The organism is Dactylosporangium sp. NPDC050588 (assembly GCF_040654975.1).
In the GTDB taxonomy this organism is placed as follows: domain Bacteria; phylum Actinomycetota; class Actinomycetes; order Mycobacteriales; family Micromonosporaceae; genus Dactylosporangium; species Dactylosporangium maewongense.
In genome coordinates, this window is the sequence record NZ_JBFAJA010000008.1 from 1 (window position 1) to 18,560 (window position 18,560).

Genomic DNA, 18,560 nt, shown 5'->3' on the forward strand with positions numbered 1-18,560 from the left:
TGGTTGAGGATCGTCGTCGCGGACCGGGGCCGAACTGTCCTACATGGGGTGACTGATGGGATTTGAACCCACGACACCCGGGACCACAACCCGGTGCTCTGCCAACTGAGCTACAGCCACCATGAACGTGCTCGCCAATAATAGGGCATGAGCACGGGCATACGTCGACTGGGTTAGCGCGCGCCGGTGTCGGTTTCCCGGCTCAACTCCGCCCCGATCGCCTTCGCCGCCTCCACGTCCGGCCCCGGCAGCGGCACGAACAGCGTCCGGCGGTAGTACTCGAGCTCCCGGATGCTCTCCCGGATGTCCGCGAGCGCCCGGTGGGCGAGGCCCTTCGGCGGCTGGCCGAAGTACACCCGCGGGTACCACCGGCGGCACAGCTCCTTGATCGAGGACACGTCGATCATCCGGTAGTGCAGGTGGTTGTCGAGCCGCGGCATGTCCCGCGCCAGGAACCCCCGATCGGTGGCGATCGAGTTGCCGCACAGCGGCGCGGTGCGCGGATCGGGCACGTGGGCCGTGATGTAGTCCATGACGAGGTCCTCCGCCTCCGCCACGGTGACCGCCGACGCCCGCACCGCGTCGGTGAGCCCCGACTTGGCGTGCATGTCGCGCACCACGTCGAGCATGCCGTCCAGCAGCGCGTCCTCCGCGTGGATCACCACGTCGACGCCCTCGCCCAGCACGTTGAGATCCGGGTCCGTGACCAGCGCCGCCACTTCGATCAGCGCGTCCTTCCCCAGATCGAGCCCCGTCATCTCACAGTCGATCCAGACCAAAAGATCACCCACGCCCCACAGCCTAGTGTTCATCTGGCCGACTTCTCACACTCCACATCTCCTCGTTACCTTTATCCTTCGGCCGGGACCCGCCGGACGTGGTGCGGCTCACGTTCCGCCGGGTGCCGTCACCGCGAGGTGGCCGCCTCTTCCTGCCCCTCCACCGCGACCGGCGCCCAGGTGAACTGCAGCTCGATCGGCGGCAGCTTCGGCAGCGGCGGCAGCGCCAGGGGTCCCGGGGCGTCGTCGTCGAGCGCCTCCGCCGGAGCGGGGCGGTCCAGTTCGGTCTCCGCGAGGCTCTCCTCAGCAGCGGTCCGACGCGTTGTCCGCGGCGTCTCCTGTACAGCGACCGGCGCATCCGGGGCGTCATCGCCGCCGGCCGCCGCCTCTTGCCGCGCCTCACCCTCGGGCTCCGTGGCCTGGGACGCCGGGTCGTCGACCGGCTTGTCCGTCACCACGACGCCGATCACGGTGGTCTGGCGGTCGGCCTCGTCCGTCTGGCTCGCCACCGCGACCGCGATCACCGGGATGTCCCCGCTCTTCTCCGCCGCGGTTGCCTTGCCGGCCTCGGGTTCGGTTGCCTTGCCGGCCTCGGGTTCGGTTGCCTTGTCGGCCTCGGGTTCGGTTGCCTTGTCGGCCTCGGGTTCGGTTGCCTTGTCGGCCTCGGGGGTTTCGCCGGGTTCGCTCGCCTCGCCGGTTTCCGGCATGTCGCGGTTCTTCGGCACGACGGGGTTGAGCAGGGCGGCGATCGGCTCCGACAGCGTCGACAGGTTGCGGCGCAGGCCCGCCCGGCTCTTCGTCGGCTGCGACGGCAGCGTCGGCAGCACGAGCCGCCCTTCCGCGCGCCGCGGCGGCCAGGCGAGGACCAGCAACGCCAGCAGGAACCCAGCCGCCCCGAGCATGAGCAGCCCGCCGGCCGTCGGCCCGATCCACGCCGGCGTCAGCCGCGCCGTCACCGTCGCGTCGATCCCGGCGGTGCCGTCCGCGTTCATGACCACGAGTGCCAGGTGCCGCCCCCGCAACGCCGACGGCGACCAGGTCAGCTCCGCCGCCCCACCGGCCGTGACGCTCTTCGCCAGCCAGAACGTCTGCTCCCCCGGCGCCCCGCTGCCCACGTTCGGGTTCCCGGCCGCGCCGCCGCTCGTCACGGAGTTCGGGTCGTTCACGTTCGGGTCGGCGGCGGTCGCGCCGGGGACCTCGGACCCCGCCGTGCCGGGCGCTGTCACACCGGGACCCGCAACGGCCGGCCCTGTGACACCGGGCTCAACGTCACCAGGCGCCGCGGTGGCGGTCTCGCCGGCGCTGGGCTCTTCGGCACCGGGGACGGTCGCGGCGGGAGTCGCCGCGCCGGGAACCGCGGGCTCCGTCGTCGCCGGGTCGCTCGCGCCGCCCTGCGCCTGCCCGGCCTGAGACCCGGCGGTGCCGGGCTTCGCGGCATTCGCCGCGGCCGCCCGGGTCTCGACCTCCGTGAACTCGACCGGCAACGGCCCCCGCGCCAGCCGCACCCGGTCGATCCGGGCCTGCACCTTGCCGTCGAGGTACCGCCCTACCGCTGCTTCCGGAGCCAGCCCGATGAACAGGGGGCCGCTGGAGCCGACCGCCGACAGGCTGAGCGTCGTCTGCCCACCCCGCGCGAACGGCGCATCGGCTCGCAGCAACGCGTCGACGTCAGGCACCACCACCGCGCGCCCCCCGGAGCGCAACCGCTCCAACCGCGCCGTGAACGTGTCATCCCCCGCACGATGCTCCATGGCCACCCAGAGTCCGCCCCCAGCCAGCCCCAGCGGCACCGCGATGAGCAGCAACAGCGCGCCGACACCTGCCCGAACCAGACGCACGACCATGGCAGCGGCCCCTTCCCCCAGCAATCCGAAGCCGACAATACCGCCAAAAAACCCGCGAATTACCTTCTTTCGCCGCAAACCCACTAGGCGGCGCCGAATTACCACGCCCATGCACGAAGATCCCGATCCACCGCCCCGACCAGCACCTCCCCACACCAGAGCAGGCCGTCGATCCCCACCCTGCCCGCGCCAGCCACCACTGCCCCGCGCCCCCGCCTCTGGCCCCCACCCCCGCGGCGCCCAGCACACAGCACCTACCGCCCCAACACCCCGCAGCGCGTTGATCAAAGCCTGAATCCGGCCGTCCCGACGACCGCTCCTGTCCTTCGATCAACCCAGCCACCCAAGCACCGGCAAACGGCAGCACGAGAACCAGGAAGCCAGCAGCGAGGATCGGCAAGCCGACGGCACCGGGGTCGGCGTCGCACAGGTGGTGCCCGGTCCGGCAAGCAGCGATTTCCTCGCCCAATGCTGGCGGCTGCCACCAACGCGCCGCTCAGCCCACGGCGACGCCACGGACGCGCCGCTCAGCCCACGGCGACGCCACGGACGCGCCGCTCAGCCCACGGCGACGCCACGGACGCGCCGCTCAGCCCACGGCGACGCCATGGACGCGTCGCGCTGGCCACGGGCGCCGCTACATCCGCTGGCACATCGATCAACTGCCGGCACCCCGAGCACAGGCAACGGGGTGCACGGCAGCCGACCCGGAGCTCGCGGCTCGCGGGAACCCCGAAGCCCGCACATCGCCGGCGCAGACACGACCGGCCAGCACAGCAATCAACCAGCCAGCGCCGCGATCAACGACCAGACCAGCGGCACCGGCCGACGACCGGCCCTGCGGGGGCAGCCAGCATCGCGATCAACGGCCGACCCAACGGGACCGGCCAACGGCCCAACCCAGCGCGGCCGAGCGCGGCCGGGCAGGGCGAGCAGGGCGAGGTCAGCGGGCGGGTGTCAGCTACGGATCGGGACCTGGACGGCGATGGTGGTCTGGTTGAGTTCGTCGACGCGGACGGTGAACTTCAGCTCCCACGTCCCCGCCGGCGTCAGGGTCACCGAGCCGGTGGCGTGGTCGGGGGTGATGGGCAGGGTCGGCAGGACGATGGGTTCGATGCCCTTGGCCGGCAGGGCGGCGGTCGCCTTCCACTCCGCGACGGTCTGCGGGCCCGAGCCGTCGGGCTTGAGGGCATACAGGTGGACGGTGTTGGGGCCGACGCGGCCCGGGGAGACGTCGACCTCGAGCTTCACCAGGTTGGTCGTGACGGTGGTGGTGAAGGGGCCCTCCGCCCCGTTGTCGCCGGCCGCCACGCTGCGGGCCGGGCTCGTCTGCACCAGCACGGACGTGAAGCCGAGCACCACGACGGCGATGAGCACCTCGATCAGCACCGCCCGTCGCAGCCGGGCCCGGTCGGCCGGCTCGGCCGGAGCGTCGGCGACCTCCTCGGAGTCGGACAGGTCGGCCAGGTCCTCCGAGTCCTCGGGGTCGTCAGGGTCATCGGAGTCGTCGAAGTCGGACGGGTCCGTGGCGGCGGGCGTGGGGGCCGGCGTGAAGCGGCGGTTGGTGATGCTGCGGGAATAGGCCGCGACCCCCAGGATCACGGCCAGGAGACCGGCCTTGACCATGACGAGGCGGCCATACGTCGTGCCGGTCAACGCGTCCAGGGTGCCGATCTCGACGAGGGCCTGCGCGGTGCCGGCGAGGACCAGCACCGTGATCGCCAGCAGCGCCCAGCCGGACCAGACGGGCACGATCGCGGTGAGCTCGCGGGTGTCGGCGCGACGCAGCAGGAACGCGAACAGCATCAGCAGGCCGCCGAGCCACACCGCCATCGCGGCGAGGTGCGCGGCGTCGGCGACGACGGTCAGCGTCGGCACCGGCGAGGCGCTCGGGTGCCCGGAGATCGGCCAGGTCGCGAGGCCGACGACGCCGAGGATGACGAGCAGCGTCTGGTCGATCTTGCCGGCGCGGCCGGCGATGAGGGGGCGCAGCAGCACCGCGACTGCGATCGCGACGGCGATGCGGATCAGGTGGGCGGCGCCGAACGTGGTGCCGAGCACCTCGCGGGCGGCGGTCGAGGAGACGTCGAACAGGGAGGTGCCGGAGGTGTACGGGATCTGCAGGTACAACTCCAGGGCGGCGCTGAACACGAGCAGCCCGGCGCCGGTCAGGGCCACCCTGCCGGGGTCTCGGGCGGAGAGCCGCCGCGGCCAGAGGGCGAACAGGACCAGCGTCGGGCCGACCAGCAGGATCAGGCCGGCGAAGCCGATGAACCGCGCGACGGACATCGCGTTCTTCACCACGGCGTCGGTCTTGACGTCGGCGCCGGCGTCGTTGCCGCCGGGCACGGCGGAGACCTGGCCGTAGGAGAAGCTGTAGCCGCCGCTCACGGGGTGGCTGTCGGCGGAGATGACCCGGTAGCTGACGAGGTAGGTGCCCTTCGGGCCGCCGGACTTGAGCGGGATGACGAGCTCGGTGTCGCGCGCGGCGGGCTTGCCCGTGTCGGCTCGGCTGCCGTCGGGCGCGATGACCCGGATCTTGTCGGCGACGATGCGCACGGGCTCGCTGAAGGTCAGCGTGATCTCGCCGGGCAGCTGGTCCACGACCGTGCCGGCGACGGGCGCGGTGCGCTCGATGATCGCGTGCGCGCCCGCGGGCGAGGCGGGGAGCAGCAGGATCAGCAGCGCCCCGAAGAGCGTCGCCAGGGGGATGGACCAAGCGCGGCGGGTCATGCCGACCATGATTTCGCGAATTTCTCGGAGGTGCTGCCGCGGGGGTCGGGTTTATACGATCCGTCACGTTGCCGGGACGCACCGCTATGCGCCGTCATGGATGTCACCGCCGCGCGATAGAGTGCCGAACCATGACGACCACACGCCTGGAGCCGGGTGACACCGCTCCCGATTTCACGCTGCAGACGGATCGCGACGAGCCCCTGTCGCTCGCCGACCTCCGGGGGCGCAAGGTCGTCCTCTATGCCTATCCGGCGGCGATGACGCCCGGCTGCACCAAGCAGGCGTGCGACTTCCGTGACAATCTCGCCTCGCTCAAGGCCGCCGGCTACGAGATCGTCGGCATCTCGCCGGACTCCCCGGCGAAGCTGGCCCAGTTCCGCGAGCGCGACGCGATCACGTTCCCGCTCGTGTCGGACCCGGACCGGGCGGTCCTCAAGGCATACGGCGCGTTCGGCGAGAAGCAGAACTACGGCCGCACGGTGCTGGGCGTGATCCGCTCGACCTTCGTCATCGACGAGAAGGGGCAGATCGAGCGCGCGCTGTACAACGTGAAGGCCACAGGACACGTGGCGAAGCTCCGCCGGGACTTAGGACTGGACTGACGCGTCGCGCAAACACATCGGTAATGCGGCTGAAACGGGCCGTGCCTAGCCTCTCGCCATGGCGGACATCTTCGACGACTATTCGATGTCCGGGGCCATGTTCGAGGCGTGGGACGAGATGTTCGAGCGCCCCGGTCTGCCGCGGTCGCCGTACCGTTCGCTGTTCGCCGCGCTGCAGCCGCTCGCCCCGGCCGACCTGAGGTTCCGCGCCGACCAGCTGGCCCGGGTCTTCACGGACCGGGGGGTCACGTTCGCCTATGCGGGCGAGGAGCGTCCCTTCCCGCTGGACCTGATCCCCCGGATCCTCGACGCCCACGAGTGGGACCTGCTGACCGCGGCCGTGCAGCAGCGGGTCAAGGCGCTCGAGGCGTTCCTCGCCGACATCTACGGCGCCGGGCGCGTGTTCGCCGACGGCGTCGTGCCCCGGAAGCTGATCACCACCAGCGCGCACTTCCACCGCCAGGCATACGGCATCGAGCCGGCCAACGGGGTCCGCGTGCACATCAGCGGCGTCGACCTGATCCGGGACGAGGAGGGCAGGTTCCGCGTCCTGGAGGACAACCTGCGCATCCCGTCCGGGGTGTCGTACGTGATCGAGAACCGCCGTGCGCTGACCCACACGATGCCGGCGTTGTTCGCCGAGGCGCGGGTCAGGCCGGTCGACGACTACCCGGCCCGGCTCCTGGCGGCGCTGCGGGCCGCGGCGCCGGAGGGCGTCGAGGACCCCACGGTGGTCGTGCTGACGCCGGGCGTCTACAACGCCGCGTACTTCGAGCACGCGCTGCTCGCCCGGCTGATGGGCGTGGAGCTGGTGGAGGGGCGCGACCTCGTCTGCAGCGGCAACCGGGTCCGGATGCGCACCACGCAGGGCGAGCGGCCGGTGCACGTGGTGTACCGGCGGGTCGACGACGAGTTCATCGACCCGTTGCACTTCCGGCCCGACTCGGTGATCGGCTGCCCGGGCATCGTCAACGCGGCCCGCGCGGGGCAGGTCACGCTCGCCAACGCGGTGGGCAACGGCGTCGCCGACGACAAGCTCGTCTACACGTACGTGCCGGACCTCATCCGGTACTACCTGTCGGAGGAGCCACTCATCGACAACGTCGAGACGTTCCGGCTGGACGACCGCGACCCGGAGGTCCTCCACGACGTGCTCGGCCGGCTCGACCAGCTCGTGCTGAAGCCGGTCGACGGCGCGGGCGGCAAGGGCATCGTGATCGGCCCGCAGGCGTCGGACGAGACCCTCGCCGCGCTCAGGACGCAGGTCGAGCGGGACCCGCGGGGCTGGATCGCGCAGCGGCCGGTGGCGTTGTCGACGTCGCCGACGCTGCTCGGGGACCGGGTCGCGCCGCGCCACATCGACCTGCGGCCGTTCGCGGTCAACGACGGCGACGAGATCTGGCTGGTGCCCGGCGGCCTGACCCGCGTCGCGTTGCCGGAGGGCGCGCTGGTCGTCAACTCCAGTCAGGGCGGCGGTTCCAAGGACACCTGGGTGCTCGCGCATCCGACCGACCCCGCGCCGTCAGTACCGCAGAAACACAAACTGCCAGAGCCGCGTGAGGCCGGTGGCGGGCCCCGCGACTCCGGCCCGGCCGCCGCGCAGCTCGCCGGTCAACAGCAGCAGCAACAGTAGGAGGGGCCGTGCTCAGCCGCATCGCGGAGTCCCTGTTCTGGATCGGCCGCTACGTCGAGCGCGCCGACGACACCGCCCGCATCCTCGACGCGTTCCTCGGCCGGCTCCTGGAGGACCCGTGGGCCGACGAGGACGCCGCGTGCCGGACGCTGATGTCGGTGCTCGGCGCGCCCGCGCCGCAGGACCGGCGGATCACCACGGGCGACGTGCTGGAGCTGCTCGCGTTCGACGCGGAGGACCCGAGCGCGATCTCCGGCGCGATCGTCGCCGCCCGTGACAACGCGCGCGGTGTCCGCGAGACGATCTCCAGCGAGATGTGGGAGTGCCTCAACGTCACCTGGCACACGCTCGCGTCCCGGCGGGTCGCGGCCGAGCGGCTCGGACCGACCGTGTTCCTCAGCTTCGTCCGGGAGCGTTCGGCGGTACTGGCAGGGCTGGCCGAATCCACGATGAGCCGCGACGACGGATGGCGGTTCCTCGTGCTGGGGCGCAGCCTGGAGCGCGTCGACATGACCGCACGGCTGCTGTCGATCCAGACCAACACCACGGACGAGATCACGGGCTGGCGGACCGTGCTGCGCTCCTGCGGCGCCGACGAGGCGTTCCTGCGCACCCACGGCGGCACGTTCGACCCGCAGCGGGTCACGGAGTTCCTGCTGCTGGACCGGCTGTTCCCGCGGTCGGCGCTGCACGCGCTGGGCACCGCCGAGCAGTGCCTGCGCGAGCTGGCGCCGACGACCGAGCGGGCCGGCGTCACCGACGCGGCACGCCGGCCGATCGGGCAGATCCGCACCCGGCTCGAGTACGCCGACACCGCCACCCTCCTGGCGGAGCTGCCGCAGCACCTGCGGGCGCTGCAACAGACCTGCGCCACGGCCAGCGCGGCGATCACGGCCCGCTACTTCCCGCAGTCAACCCCCGTCACCTGGGGCACCGTCGCATGGGGTGGATCATGAGTTGGCGTCTCAAGATCAGGCATGTCACCGGCTACCGGTACGCGGGCACCGTCTCCGCGTCCTACAACGAGGCGCGGCTGACCCCGCTGACGCTGCCCTGGCAGACCACGCTGTTCAGCCAGGTCGAGGTCACGCCGGGGGCGACGACCTACCGGTACCACGACTACTGGGCGACGCAGGTGACCGCGTTCGACCTGCACCGGCCGCACCAGCAGCTGCGGGTCGTGTCCAGCAGCCTCGTCGAGGTGACGCCGCCGCCCCGGCCGGTCGTCGACCTCGGCTGGTCGGAGCTGGCCTCCGACGCGGTCCTCGACACCCACGCGGAGCTGCTGACGGAGCGCCCGCTGACGGCCGTCGACGCCGATCTGGCCGGCGAGGCATGGGACGCGGTCGCCGGCAGGTCGCCGAAGGCCTCCGCCGAGGCGTTGTCGCATTGGGTACGGGAGAACGTCGCCTACGTGCCCGGATCCACCGGCGTGCAGACGAGCGCCCAGGAGGCGTGGAAGCTGCGCAAGGGGGTCTGCCAGGACATCGCGCACCTGACCGTCGGGCTGCTGCGGGCCAGGGGCGTCCCGGCCCGGTACGTGTCGGGCTATCTGCACCCGAAGGCCGAGGCGGAGATCGGCGAGACGGTCGCGGGGCAGAGCCACGCCTGGGTCGAATGGTGGACCGGCGATTGGACCGGCTTCGATCCCACGAACGGGATCCCGGTCGGCCCGCGGCACGTGGTGGTCGCCCGGGGACGCGACTACGACGACGTGCCGCCACTGCGCGGCGTCTATCACGGCGCGCCGAGCAAACACCTCGGGGTCACCGTCGAGATCACGCGCCTGGCCTGAGTAGAGTGATGCCCGGTCATACGCGGGGCCGTAGCCCAATGGCAGAGGCACACGGTTTAGGTCCGTGCCAGTGTGAGTTCGACTCTCACCGGCCCCACGTTTATCTCGGATGAATTTCGTCGTACCCGGCTCGTACACTCGGCCGCATCATGACGAAGCTGAATCAGATCATCGCGGTCGAGAAGGGCGTCAAGTCGCGCTCCTTCCAGGAACTGACCGACGCGCACCACGTGCTGCAGAAGCCCGCCCTGCTCGCGGGCATCGCGCGCACCTACCGCCCGAAGGACGAGGAGGGCGAGCAGCTGCCGCCCGAGTCCACCCGCGTGCAGGTCAAGGCCGACGAGATCCTGCGGCAGACCGCCACCATCCTGACCCGGCTCTTCGACGTCACCGCGACGAAGGACTGGACCAACTGCGTCGCCCGCGCCGACGTCGTCGTCGACGGCACACCGCTGCTGCGGGACGTGCCGGTGTCCTACCTGCTGTTCCTGGAGAAGCAGCTGGTCGACCTGCTGACGTTCGTGCGGAAGCTGCCGGTGCTCGACGCGTCCGAGTCGTGGGTGTATGACGCCTCCGCGGACTGCTATGCGACCGAGCCGACGCAGACCACCCGGACCAAGAAGATCCCGCGCAACCACGTGAAGGCCGAGGCCACGGAGAAGCACCCGGCGCAGGTCGAGGTGTACTACGAGGACGTCGTGATCGGCTACTGGAAGACCGTGAAGTTCTCCGGCGCGCTGCCCGCCCAGCGGGTCAACGAGCTGGTGGAGCGGGTCGAGAAGCTCCAGGCCGCGGTGAAGTTCGCCCGCGAGGAGGCCAACGGCGCGGAGGTCGTGCAGCAGGAGGCCGGCGAGAAAGTGTTTCGCTTCCTCTTCTCCTGACGACTAGGATCGGTGGTGCGCAAGGAGCGCAGACTGAACCTGAGGCTCAGTTTGACAGGTGCGCGCGGTGTCAATGTGAAGGTTCGATTCCTTCCGCCGTCACTCGTGACGGCGTAGCCCAATGGCAGAGGCGGCCGCGGGAGCCGAAACACAAACTCAACTTCTCGCTCCAGTCTGAGCATTCGTCGCTCAACACCGGATCGACCGATCGCAGACCTCGTCGTCGAGGCTACGGGTTCAACTCCCGTTCGGGCCTCCAAGCACGGCCCGATAGCTCAATCGCAGAGCGCGACGCCTTCAAGCTGATCTGCGATCTTAAACGTGCCGGTGTGTGCAATTGGGCGGCAAATCGAGGCCCGGGGATGGATACTCCCCGGGCTTCACCAATTCCGGCGTCAGCGGGCGCTGCTGCGCATCCGATTCAGGGCCGCCTCGGCCTCGTCGGGGTCGTCGACGCTGATCGTGAACTGGCGACCGGCGAAGTCGAACAGGAGCGCCGGCCCCGACCGTACGATGACCGCCCGGCCGCGACCGGGAATCCAGGTCCACCCCCATCGCTGGGCGATGCTGGACTGCACGTCGACGGCGCGCAGGCTGTTGACCATGCGCAGCGGCACCTGGATCGGCGGCATCGGCAGCAGCCCGTGCCGGATGCGGACGTTGTACATGCTGATCTGCACGCTGACGTGCGCCATCGCGGCGGCCCAGACCAGGGCGGCGAGCGCGGCGACGAACAGCAGCGCGGCGGCCGCCAGGGTCTTCGGCCGGTCGAACGGGTGCTCCGGGAAGAGCGTCACGGCCGCGGCGGCGCAGGCCACCGCCACGAGGGCGCCGACACCGGCGCGGCGGTGCCCGATCGCCTGTCCCGACCACAGCAGAAACGACACGGGCGTTGTTCTACCAGAGGCGCCGCCTCATGCGGCGCGGGCCCTGACGGCGTCGGCGAGGTGGGCCAACGACTGCACGACGGCGTTGCTGCCCTCGCCGCCGTGCAGCATCTTGCGGGGCTCGCGGATGCGTTCGACGCCGATGGCGTGGGCGCCGGCCCGCTGCGTGGCGGACATGGCCGAGAAGGTCGCGCACACGACCGCCGTCTCGGCCGGGTGGGCGCCGATCGCCTCCAGTACAGGAGCCATCGTGCGGACGGCGGGGTGTCGCATCGCGAATCCCCGGCCCAGTGCCGGCCCGACCAGGGCGCGCAGGCCGTGGTGCTGCAGGAAGCGACCCACCGCCGACTCGCTGTGCGGTGCGTAGACGGTGACGGCGCGGCCGGTGGCGCGGCAGGCCTCGAGGAGGGCGGGCGCGCCGGCCGTGATCGGTGCCTGCCCGGCCGCGTCGAGCTCCGCGTCGTGGACGAGCTGCTCGGCGCGCCTGCCGAGGTCCTCGCCTGCGGTGTACGCCTCGGCCAGCATGTCGAACGGGTTGCCGCTCACGCCGACCATGATCGAAATCTGGTGGCCGGTGTCCAGCAGCATCTCGCGGATCTGCCCGGCGACGGCCTCGGGCTCGGGCAGCAGGTTGCCGAGCACGCTGAACGTCAGCACCACGTGCCCGGTCCGGTCGAGGATCTCGGCGAGGTGGGGCCGGACCCGCAGGGGCGTCACCCCTTGATCATGACCTGTCACCCGCCCCGCCGGGTCCGTTATGCCACGATCACCTCGTCGCCCACAGCGATCTTGCCCTCGCGGTCAGGGATGAGGTTGACGCCGAACAGCAGGCCTTCCGGGAAGCGGCGGCGCTCGCCGAGCACGCGCAGCGGCTGGCGGCCCTTCTCGCCGGTCTCCGGGTCGATGGTGGTCAGGACGCAGCGGCTGCACGCCTTCGGCACCCGGAACGACACGTCGCCGATGACGACCCGCCGGCCGATCCAGGTGTCCTCGGCCCAGGCGGGCGCGCCGCCGACGACCACGTTGGGCCGGAAGCGGGTCATCTCGACGGGCTCGTCGCCGCCCTCGACCAGCCAGTCGTTGACGGCGTCGAGCGAGGCCGCGTTGGCCAGCAGCAGCGGGAAGCCGTCGGCGAAGCTGACCCGGTCGCCGGGCTCGCTGTAGTCCGGCTCGACCGGGCGGCGGGTCGGGTCGTCGAGCCAGACGAGGCTGACGGGGCGGCCGATCACGCCGGAGATCCACCGGTCGGCGGCCTCCCCGGCCGGCGTGGCGGCGATCGACAGGAAGAAGTGCCGGACGTCCGTGGTGGCGCCTCGCGGCGACGGAACCCACAGGTCCGGGGCGCCGGGCGCCCGCAGTGTCAGCCCGCCGTCGCGCGACTCGGGCCGGATGCGCCCGAGGGCCGGGGTGTCACGCTGGGTGACGAGCTTCGCGGCGCCGTCGACGACGAGCCAGCGGCGGTCGCCGGCCAGCCCCCACGGCTCCACCTCGGCGGAGGCCGCCTCCACTCGATAGCAGCTCTTGACGGGGTAGGTAGCCAGGTAGGTCAACCGCACGCCGCGAGCGTCGCACGCCGACCCCGTGGTTAGGCAACACTATGAATGAGTTGATGCGCTTGACTCGATCATGAATGTACTCTTACATTCGGGCGGTGACTTCGGAGATGGAGCGGCGACTGCTGGAGCTGTTCGACGGGCAGCGGCTCACGCCTGCCCAGCGGCGCATCGCCCGCTGCCTGGTCGACAACGCCGGCCAGGCCGGCTATCTGTCCAGCGGCGACGTGGCCACGCTCGCCGGGGTGAGCCAGCCGTCGGTCACCAGGTTCGCCACGGCTCTTGGCTTCGACGGCTATCACGCGCTCCGCGACGAGATCCGGGTCACGTTCGACGGTTACCAGCACCGCCCGCCCCGCGACGACGAGCCCGTCGAGACCGAGACCAACCAGTTCCAGCAGGCGCTGGGCGCCGAGATCGCCAACCTGCAGCGCCTCGCCGACGCGCTCGCCGACCCCAAGCCGCTCGCCGAGGCGGGCCGGGTGCTCATCGGCAGCCGGCCGCTGCCCGTGTTCGGCATGCGGGCCGCCCGCGCCCTGGCGACGGCGTTCAGCTACTTCGCCGCCAAGGTCCACCCCGACGTGCGGCCGCTGCACGAGCACGGCAGTCTGCTGGCGGATCGGCTGGATCAGGCACGCGCGGCGGGCGCAGTTGCGATGCTGGCGTTTGTGCTGCCCCGGTATCCGCGCGAGGCGGTCGACGCGCTGCGGGAGGCACGCGCCGCCGGTCTCACCGTCGTGACCGTCACGGACTCGCCGGTCAGCCCCGCCGCCGCCGAGTCCGACATCGTCCTGCCCGCGCCCGTCGGGTCGCGGCTGGTGTTCGACTCCCACAGCGCACCGACGGCGATGGTGACGATGCTGCTGCAGGCCATGTGCGACGCCGCCCCGACCGAGACCCAGGCCCGACTCGAGGCGTTCGAGCGGGCCGCCGCCACCCGCCAGGTCTTCCTGCCCTAACCCGAGGAGTTCGATGGAGACGGTCCGTGCCCCTCGCGGCACCAAGCTGACGGCCCGGGGCTGGCAGCAGGAAGCCGCGCTGCGCATGCTGATGAACAACCTCGACCCCGACGTCGCCGAGCGGCCGCAGGACCTGGTCGTCTATGGCGGCACGGGCAAGGCGGCGCGCGACTGGCCGTCGTTCCGCGCGCTGGTGCGCACGCTCACGACGCTGGCGCCCGACGAGACGATGCTGGTGCAGTCCGGCCGCCCCGTCGGCGTGCTGCAGACCCACGAGTGGGCGCCGCGGGTGCTGATCGCCAACTCCAACCTCGTCGGCGACTGGGCGACCTGGCCCGAGTTCCGGCGCCTCGAAGCGCTCGGCCTGACCATGTATGGACAGATGACCGCCGGCTCCTGGATCTACATCGGCACCCAGGGCATCCTGCAGGGCACCTACGAGACGTTCGCGGCGGTGGCGGCCAAGCGCTTCGGCGGCACCCTCGCCGGCACGCTGACGCTCACCGCGGGCTGCGGCGGCATGGGCGGCGCCCAGCCGCTCGCCGTCACGATGAATGGTGGCGCCTGCCTGATCGTCGACGTCGACCGCACGCGTCTGGAGCGGCGGGTCGCGACCCGCTATCTCGACGTCATCGCCGACTCGCTCGAAGAAGGGGTGCGGCTCGCGGTCGAGGCGCAGATCGCCCGGCGGGCGCTGTCGGTCGGCGTCGTCGGCAACGCCGCGCTGCTGCTGCCCGAGCTGCTGCGCATGGGCGTGCCGGTCGACATCGTCACCGACCAGACCTCCGCGCACGACCCGCTGTCCTACGTGCCGAGCGGGGTCGATCCCGGCGACGCCGCCGACTACGCGGCGAAGAAGCCCGAGGAGTTCACCGAGCGGGCCCGCCACTCGATGGCCCGCCACGTCGAGGCGATGGTCGGGTTCCTCGACCGGGGCGCCGAGGTCTTCGACTACGGCAACTCGATCCGCGGCGAGGCGCAGCTGGGTGGGTTCGACCGGGCGTTCGCGTTCCCCGGCTTCGTCCCGGCGTACATCCGGCCGCTGTTCTGCGAGGGCAAGGGCCCCTTCCGCTGGGCCGCCCTGTCGGGCAACCCGGCCGACATCGCCGCCACCGACCGGGCCGTGCTCGACCTCTTCCCCGACAACGACTCACTGCACCGCTGGATCCGCATGGCCGGCGAGCGGGTCGCGTTCCAGGGGCTGCCCGCCAGGATCTGCTGGCTCGGGCAGGGCGAGCGCGACAAGGCCGGCCTGAGGTTCAACGAGATGGTCGCCGACGGCACCGTCGAGGCGCCGCTGGTGATCGGCCGCGACCACCTCGACACCGGCTCCGTCGCCTCGCCCTACCGGGAGACCGAGGCGATGCGCGACGGCTCCGACGCGATCGCCGACTGGCCCCTGCTCAACGCGCTGGTCAACACCGCCTCCGGCGCGTCGTGGGTGTCGATCCACCACGGCGGCGGCGTCGGGATCGGCCGCTCGATCCACGCCGGGCAGGTCTCCGTCGCCGACGGCACGGAGCTCGCCGCGCAGAAGCTCGCCAGGGTCCTGACCAACGATCCGGCGATGGGCGTGCTCCGGCACGTCGACGCCGGCTATGACGAGGCCACCGAGGTCGCCGGGCAGGCGGGGCTGCGGGTGCCGATGGGAGAGACGTCATGACGATGACCGGTGAGCGGTTCGCGGCGCTGTGGGGTTCGCTCAGCCCCATCGGCATGGCCGGCGGCGACGGCGGCTACCTGCGGCACTCGTGGACGGACGCCGACATGGTGTGCCGGGAGTGGTTCATCGAGGAGGCGATCGACCGCGACCTGGAGGTGGAGGTCGACCGCAACGGCAACCTGTGGGCCTGGTGGGGCGCCCCCGACGGCGAAGGCGCCGTCGTCACCGGCAGCCACCTCGACTCGGTGCCGCACGGCGGTGGCTATGACGGGCCGCTCGGCGTCGTCTCCGGGCTGCTCGCCGTCGACCGGCTCCGCGAGCGGGGCGTCACACCCACCCGCCCCCTGGCCGTGGTGGTCTTCACCGAGGAGGAGGGGGCCCGCTTCGGCGTGCCGTGCCTCGGCTCCCGCCTGCTCACCGGCGCGTTCGACCCGGCGCAGGCGCTGCGGCTGCAGGACCGCGACGGGATCCACCTGGCCGAGGCGATGGGCAAGGCCGGCCTCGACGTCGACGCGCTCGGCCCCGACCCCGACCGGCTGGCCCGCATCGGCGCCTTCGTCGAGCTGCACGTCGAGCAGGGCCGCGCCCTCGACGTGCTCGAAGCCCCGGTCGGGGTGGCGAGCGGGATCTGGCCCCACGGGCGCTACCGGCTCGACTTCTCCGGCGAGGGCAACCACGCCGGCACGACCCGGATGCTCGACCGGCACGACCCGATGCTCACCCTCGCGCACACCGTCCTCGCCGCCGACGAGACCGCCAGGTCGCACGGCGCCCACGCCACGGTCGGCCGGGTGGACGTCGCGCCCAACGCGACCAACGCGATCGCCGCCCGAGCCTCGGCGTGGCTGGACGCGCGCGCCGCCGACACCGACACCCTCGACCGGCTCGTCAACGCGATCCGCCAGCGCGCCGAGGAGCGCGCCATGCACGACGGCACCCACGTCGCCCTGCACGCCGAGTCGGTGACCGGGGAGGTGGCCTTCGCCGGCGACGTCAGCCGCCTGGCGGCGCTGGAGCTCGGCGTCCCGGTCCTGCCGACCGCCGCCGGCCACGACGCGGGCGTCCTGTCGAAGCACGTCGACACCGCCATGCTCTTCGTCCGCAACCCGACCGGCATCTCGCACGCCCCGCAGGAGTCTGCCACGGACGCGGACTGCGCGGCCGGCGTCGAGAAGCTCACCGACCTGCTGGCCCGGCTGTGCCGATGAGCCCTTCCACCGCCCCGTCGCGCTTCCACTGCGAGTGGGCGTGGCTCGCGGACGGCCTCGCGGCCGACGTGCTGATCGAGGTGGCCGACGGGCGGTTCACCACCGTCACGCCCGGCGTGCCGCTGGCCGCCGGGCTCGACGTGGTCTGGTTGCCGGGGGTGACGCTGCCGGGGTTCGCCAACGCGCACTCGCACGCGTTTCACCGGGCGCTGCGCGGGCGGACGCACGGGGGGCGGGGCACGTTCTGGACGTGGCGCGAGCAGATGTACGCGGTGGCCGCCGCGCTGGACCCCGACTCCTATCACCGGCTCGCCCGGGCCGTGTACGCCGAGATGGCCCTGGCCGGCATCACCTGCGTCGGCGAGTTCCACTACCTGCACCACGGCCCCGGCGGCACGCCCTATGACGAGCCCAACGCGATGGGCGAGGCCCTGATCGCCGCGGCCGCCGACGCCGGCATCAGGATCACGCTGCTGGACACGCTGTACCTGACGTCGAGCGTCGACGGCCGGCCGCTGGAAGGGGTCCAGCGCCGCTTCGGCGACGCCGGCGTCGACGGCTGGGCGGACCGCGTCGGCCGGCTCGCCGCACGACCGCACGCGAAGATCGGCGCCGCGGCGCACAGCGTGCGGGCCGTTCCGGCGGCGGCGCTCACCGAGTTCGCCAGGCACACCGAGGGGGTGCCGGTGCACGTACACCTGTCGGAGCAGCGCGCGGAGAACGATGCCTGCCTGGCGGTCCACGGCCGCACCCCCACGGAGCTGCTCGCCGACCGCGGGCTGACCGGGCCGCGGGTGACCGCCGTCCACGCGACCCACCTCACCGACACCGACCGCACCGAGCTGGGCGACTCCGGCACCGGGGTGTGCTTCTGCCCCACCACCGAGCGGGACCTCGCCGACGGCATCGGCCACGCCCGCTCGCTGACCGACGCGGGCAGCCCGCTGTCGCTCGGCAGTGACAGCCACGCCGTGATCGACCCGTTCGAGGAGGCGCGCGGCGTCGAGATGCACGAGCGCCTGCACACCGAGCACCGCGGCCACTTCACCGGCGCCGACCTGATCACCGCCGCGACCGCCACCGGCCACGCCGCCCTCGGCTGGACCGACGCGGGCACCATCACCCCCGGCGCCCGCGCCGACCTCGTCACGGTCTCGCTGACCTCTCCCCGCACCGCCGGCTGCGATCCGGCCGCCGTCGTGTTCGCCGCGACCGCCGCCGACGTCCGCCACGTCGTCACCGACGGCCGCGTCATCGTCCGCGACGGCGCCCACCTCACCGTCCCCGACGTCGGCGCCACCCTGACCGACGCCCTCCACACCACACTCACCGGCAGCCTGCGATGACCCCCACACCCGCCACCAGCACCAACCACAGCGGCGAACCCGTCGCCGCGAGCTTCCCCGCGACCGCCACCACCAGCCGCCACATCGCCGTCGCCAGCCGCGTCATCGTGCCCGACATCGGCGCCGCCGCCCTCCACACCACTCATCGGCGGCCAGCAATGAAATCCGCACCCGCCACCGTCGCCACCAACAGCAGCGAACCTTCTGCCGTGATCTTCGCCGTCACCGCCGGCCGCCGTGCCGCCGTCGACGGCCGCGTCCTCGCCTGTGACGGCGCCCGCCCCGCCGCGTCCGGTGTCGGCGCAGCACTGGCCGGCGCGCCGGCAGCCGCTTCGACCGGCGGGTGGCCGGCGTCTGACCGCCCCGGGCGGGGAACCGCGACCCGCGTAGGTCGACGGCGGCGGTCGCCGGCGACGAGGGCGACGCCCGCCACCGGCTTCAACGCAGCCCGAGCCGCCACGCCGGTCAGGGCAGCGGCCAGAGCGACGCTCACCGCCGGTTTCAGTGCAGCCCGAGCCGCCACGCCGGTCGGGGCAGCGGTCAAGGCGACGCCCACCACCAGCCTCAACACAACCCGAACCACCACACCGGTCAGGGCAGCGGCCAGAGCGACACCCACCACCAGCCTCAACCCAACCCGAACCACCACGCCGGTCAGGACAGGTGGGAGAGCG

Annotated in this window: 16 protein-coding genes and 3 tRNA genes; 11 read left to right on the forward strand and 8 right to left on the reverse strand. The window is 72.2% G+C overall.

The features are described from left to right. Positions 1 to 44: 44 nt before the first annotated feature. The 4 genes from AB0I21_RS06820 to AB0I21_RS06835 form a co-directional block, all read right to left on the reverse strand. Positions 45 to 120 (reverse strand) — tRNA-His (locus tag AB0I21_RS06820). 53 nt (positions 121 to 173) lie between these two features. Further along, positions 174 to 812 carry an oligoribonuclease gene (orn, locus tag AB0I21_RS06825; RefSeq protein WP_344501505.1) on the reverse strand — a complete coding sequence of 213 codons (639 nt, stop codon included), beginning with the start codon at positions 810 to 812 and terminating at the stop codon, positions 174 to 176. Positions 813 to 907: 95 nt separating this feature from the next. Further along, the gene (locus AB0I21_RS06830; protein ID WP_360559463.1) at positions 908 to 2,911 is read right to left on the reverse strand and encodes a hypothetical protein; all 2,004 of its coding nucleotides are present in this window, start codon (positions 2,909 to 2,911) and stop codon (positions 908 to 910) included. 669 nt (positions 2,912 to 3,580) lie between these two features. Continuing rightward, positions 3,581 to 5,356: a copper resistance protein CopC gene (locus AB0I21_RS06835; RefSeq protein WP_360559464.1), complete on the reverse strand. Its 1,776-nt coding sequence runs from the start codon at positions 5,354 to 5,356 to the stop codon at positions 3,581 to 3,583. A gap of 131 nt (positions 5,357 to 5,487) precedes the next feature. On the opposite strand from AB0I21_RS06835, the gene bcp reads away from it, so the two are divergent. The 7 genes from bcp to AB0I21_RS06870 all read left to right on the forward strand — a co-directional run bounded on the left by bcp (position 5,488) and on the right by AB0I21_RS06870 (position 10,529). Then, entirely contained in the window at positions 5,488 to 5,961 is a 474-nt protein-coding gene (gene bcp / locus AB0I21_RS06840; protein ID WP_344501508.1) for a thioredoxin-dependent thiol peroxidase, read from the forward strand. Between the two features lie 58 nt (positions 5,962 to 6,019). Further along, on the forward strand, positions 6,020 to 7,594 hold the full coding sequence (locus AB0I21_RS06845; protein WP_360559465.1) for a circularly permuted type 2 ATP-grasp protein: 1,575 nt from the start codon (positions 6,020 to 6,022) through the stop codon (positions 7,592 to 7,594). An 8-nt stretch (positions 7,595 to 7,602) separates the two neighbouring features. Continuing rightward, positions 7,603 to 8,550, forward strand: coding sequence for an alpha-E domain-containing protein (locus AB0I21_RS06850; RefSeq protein ID WP_344501510.1), 948 nt, complete (start codon positions 7,603 to 7,605; stop codon positions 8,548 to 8,550). Further along, the gene (locus AB0I21_RS06855) at positions 8,547 to 9,389 is read left to right on the forward strand and encodes a transglutaminase family protein (protein WP_360559466.1); all 843 of its coding nucleotides are present in this window, start codon (positions 8,547 to 8,549) and stop codon (positions 9,387 to 9,389) included. Before AB0I21_RS06850 ends, AB0I21_RS06855 begins: the two co-directional genes overlap by 4 nt. A gap of 24 nt (positions 9,390 to 9,413) precedes the next feature. Then, positions 9,414 to 9,486 (forward strand) — tRNA-Leu (locus AB0I21_RS06860). A gap of 52 nt (positions 9,487 to 9,538) precedes the next feature. Further along, complete coding sequence (locus AB0I21_RS06865; RefSeq protein WP_344501512.1) at positions 9,539 to 10,270, forward strand: hypothetical protein; 732 nt, start codon at positions 9,539 to 9,541, stop codon at positions 10,268 to 10,270. Positions 10,271 to 10,380: 110 nt separating this feature from the next. Beyond that, positions 10,381 to 10,529 (forward strand) — tRNA-OTHER (locus AB0I21_RS06870). 136 nt (positions 10,530 to 10,665) lie between these two features. Here the strand turns inward: AB0I21_RS06870 and AB0I21_RS06875 are convergent. From AB0I21_RS06875 to AB0I21_RS06885, 3 genes are read right to left on the reverse strand one after another with little or no spacing between them, the layout of a single operon-like run. Next, a complete protein-coding gene (locus AB0I21_RS06875; protein ID WP_360559467.1) occupies positions 10,666 to 11,157 on the reverse strand; it encodes a hypothetical protein in 492 nt (163 codons plus the stop codon). Positions 11,158 to 11,184: 27 nt separating this feature from the next. Then, the gene (locus tag AB0I21_RS06880) at positions 11,185 to 11,874 is read right to left on the reverse strand and encodes a hypothetical protein (RefSeq protein ID WP_360559468.1); all 690 of its coding nucleotides are present in this window, start codon (positions 11,872 to 11,874) and stop codon (positions 11,185 to 11,187) included. A gap of 38 nt (positions 11,875 to 11,912) precedes the next feature. Continuing rightward, the gene (locus AB0I21_RS06885; protein ID WP_360559469.1) at positions 11,913 to 12,713 is read right to left on the reverse strand and encodes an MOSC N-terminal beta barrel domain-containing protein; all 801 of its coding nucleotides are present in this window, start codon (positions 12,711 to 12,713) and stop codon (positions 11,913 to 11,915) included. 107 nt (positions 12,714 to 12,820) lie between these two features. Between AB0I21_RS06885 and AB0I21_RS06890 the strand changes: the two genes are divergently transcribed. From AB0I21_RS06890 to AB0I21_RS06905, 4 genes are read left to right on the forward strand one after another with little or no spacing between them, the layout of a single operon-like run. Further along, positions 12,821 to 13,669 (forward strand): MurR/RpiR family transcriptional regulator, encoded by an 849-nt coding sequence (locus tag AB0I21_RS06890; RefSeq protein WP_344501901.1) that lies wholly within the window; start codon positions 12,821 to 12,823, stop codon positions 13,667 to 13,669. A 13-nt stretch (positions 13,670 to 13,682) separates the two neighbouring features. Continuing rightward, positions 13,683 to 15,332 (forward strand): urocanate hydratase, encoded by a 1,650-nt coding sequence (gene hutU, locus AB0I21_RS06895; RefSeq protein WP_360559470.1) that lies wholly within the window; start codon positions 13,683 to 13,685, stop codon positions 15,330 to 15,332. A 2-nt stretch (positions 15,333 to 15,334) separates the two neighbouring features. Further along, positions 15,335 to 16,540: an allantoate amidohydrolase gene (locus AB0I21_RS06900; RefSeq protein WP_360559586.1), complete on the forward strand. Its 1,206-nt coding sequence runs from the start codon at positions 15,335 to 15,337 to the stop codon at positions 16,538 to 16,540. Then, complete coding sequence (locus tag AB0I21_RS06905; RefSeq protein ID WP_360559471.1) at positions 16,537 to 17,886, forward strand: formimidoylglutamate deiminase; 1,350 nt, start codon at positions 16,537 to 16,539, stop codon at positions 17,884 to 17,886. The genes AB0I21_RS06900 and AB0I21_RS06905 overlap by 4 nt, the downstream gene beginning before the upstream one ends. 142 nt (positions 17,887 to 18,028) lie before the next feature. Here the strand turns inward: AB0I21_RS06905 and AB0I21_RS06910 are convergent, their stop codons facing one another. Then, positions 18,029 to 18,535, reverse strand: a complete 507-nt coding sequence (locus AB0I21_RS06910) for a hypothetical protein (RefSeq protein WP_360559472.1) — start codon at positions 18,533 to 18,535, stop codon at positions 18,029 to 18,031. Positions 18,536 to 18,560 lie beyond the last annotated feature (25 nt).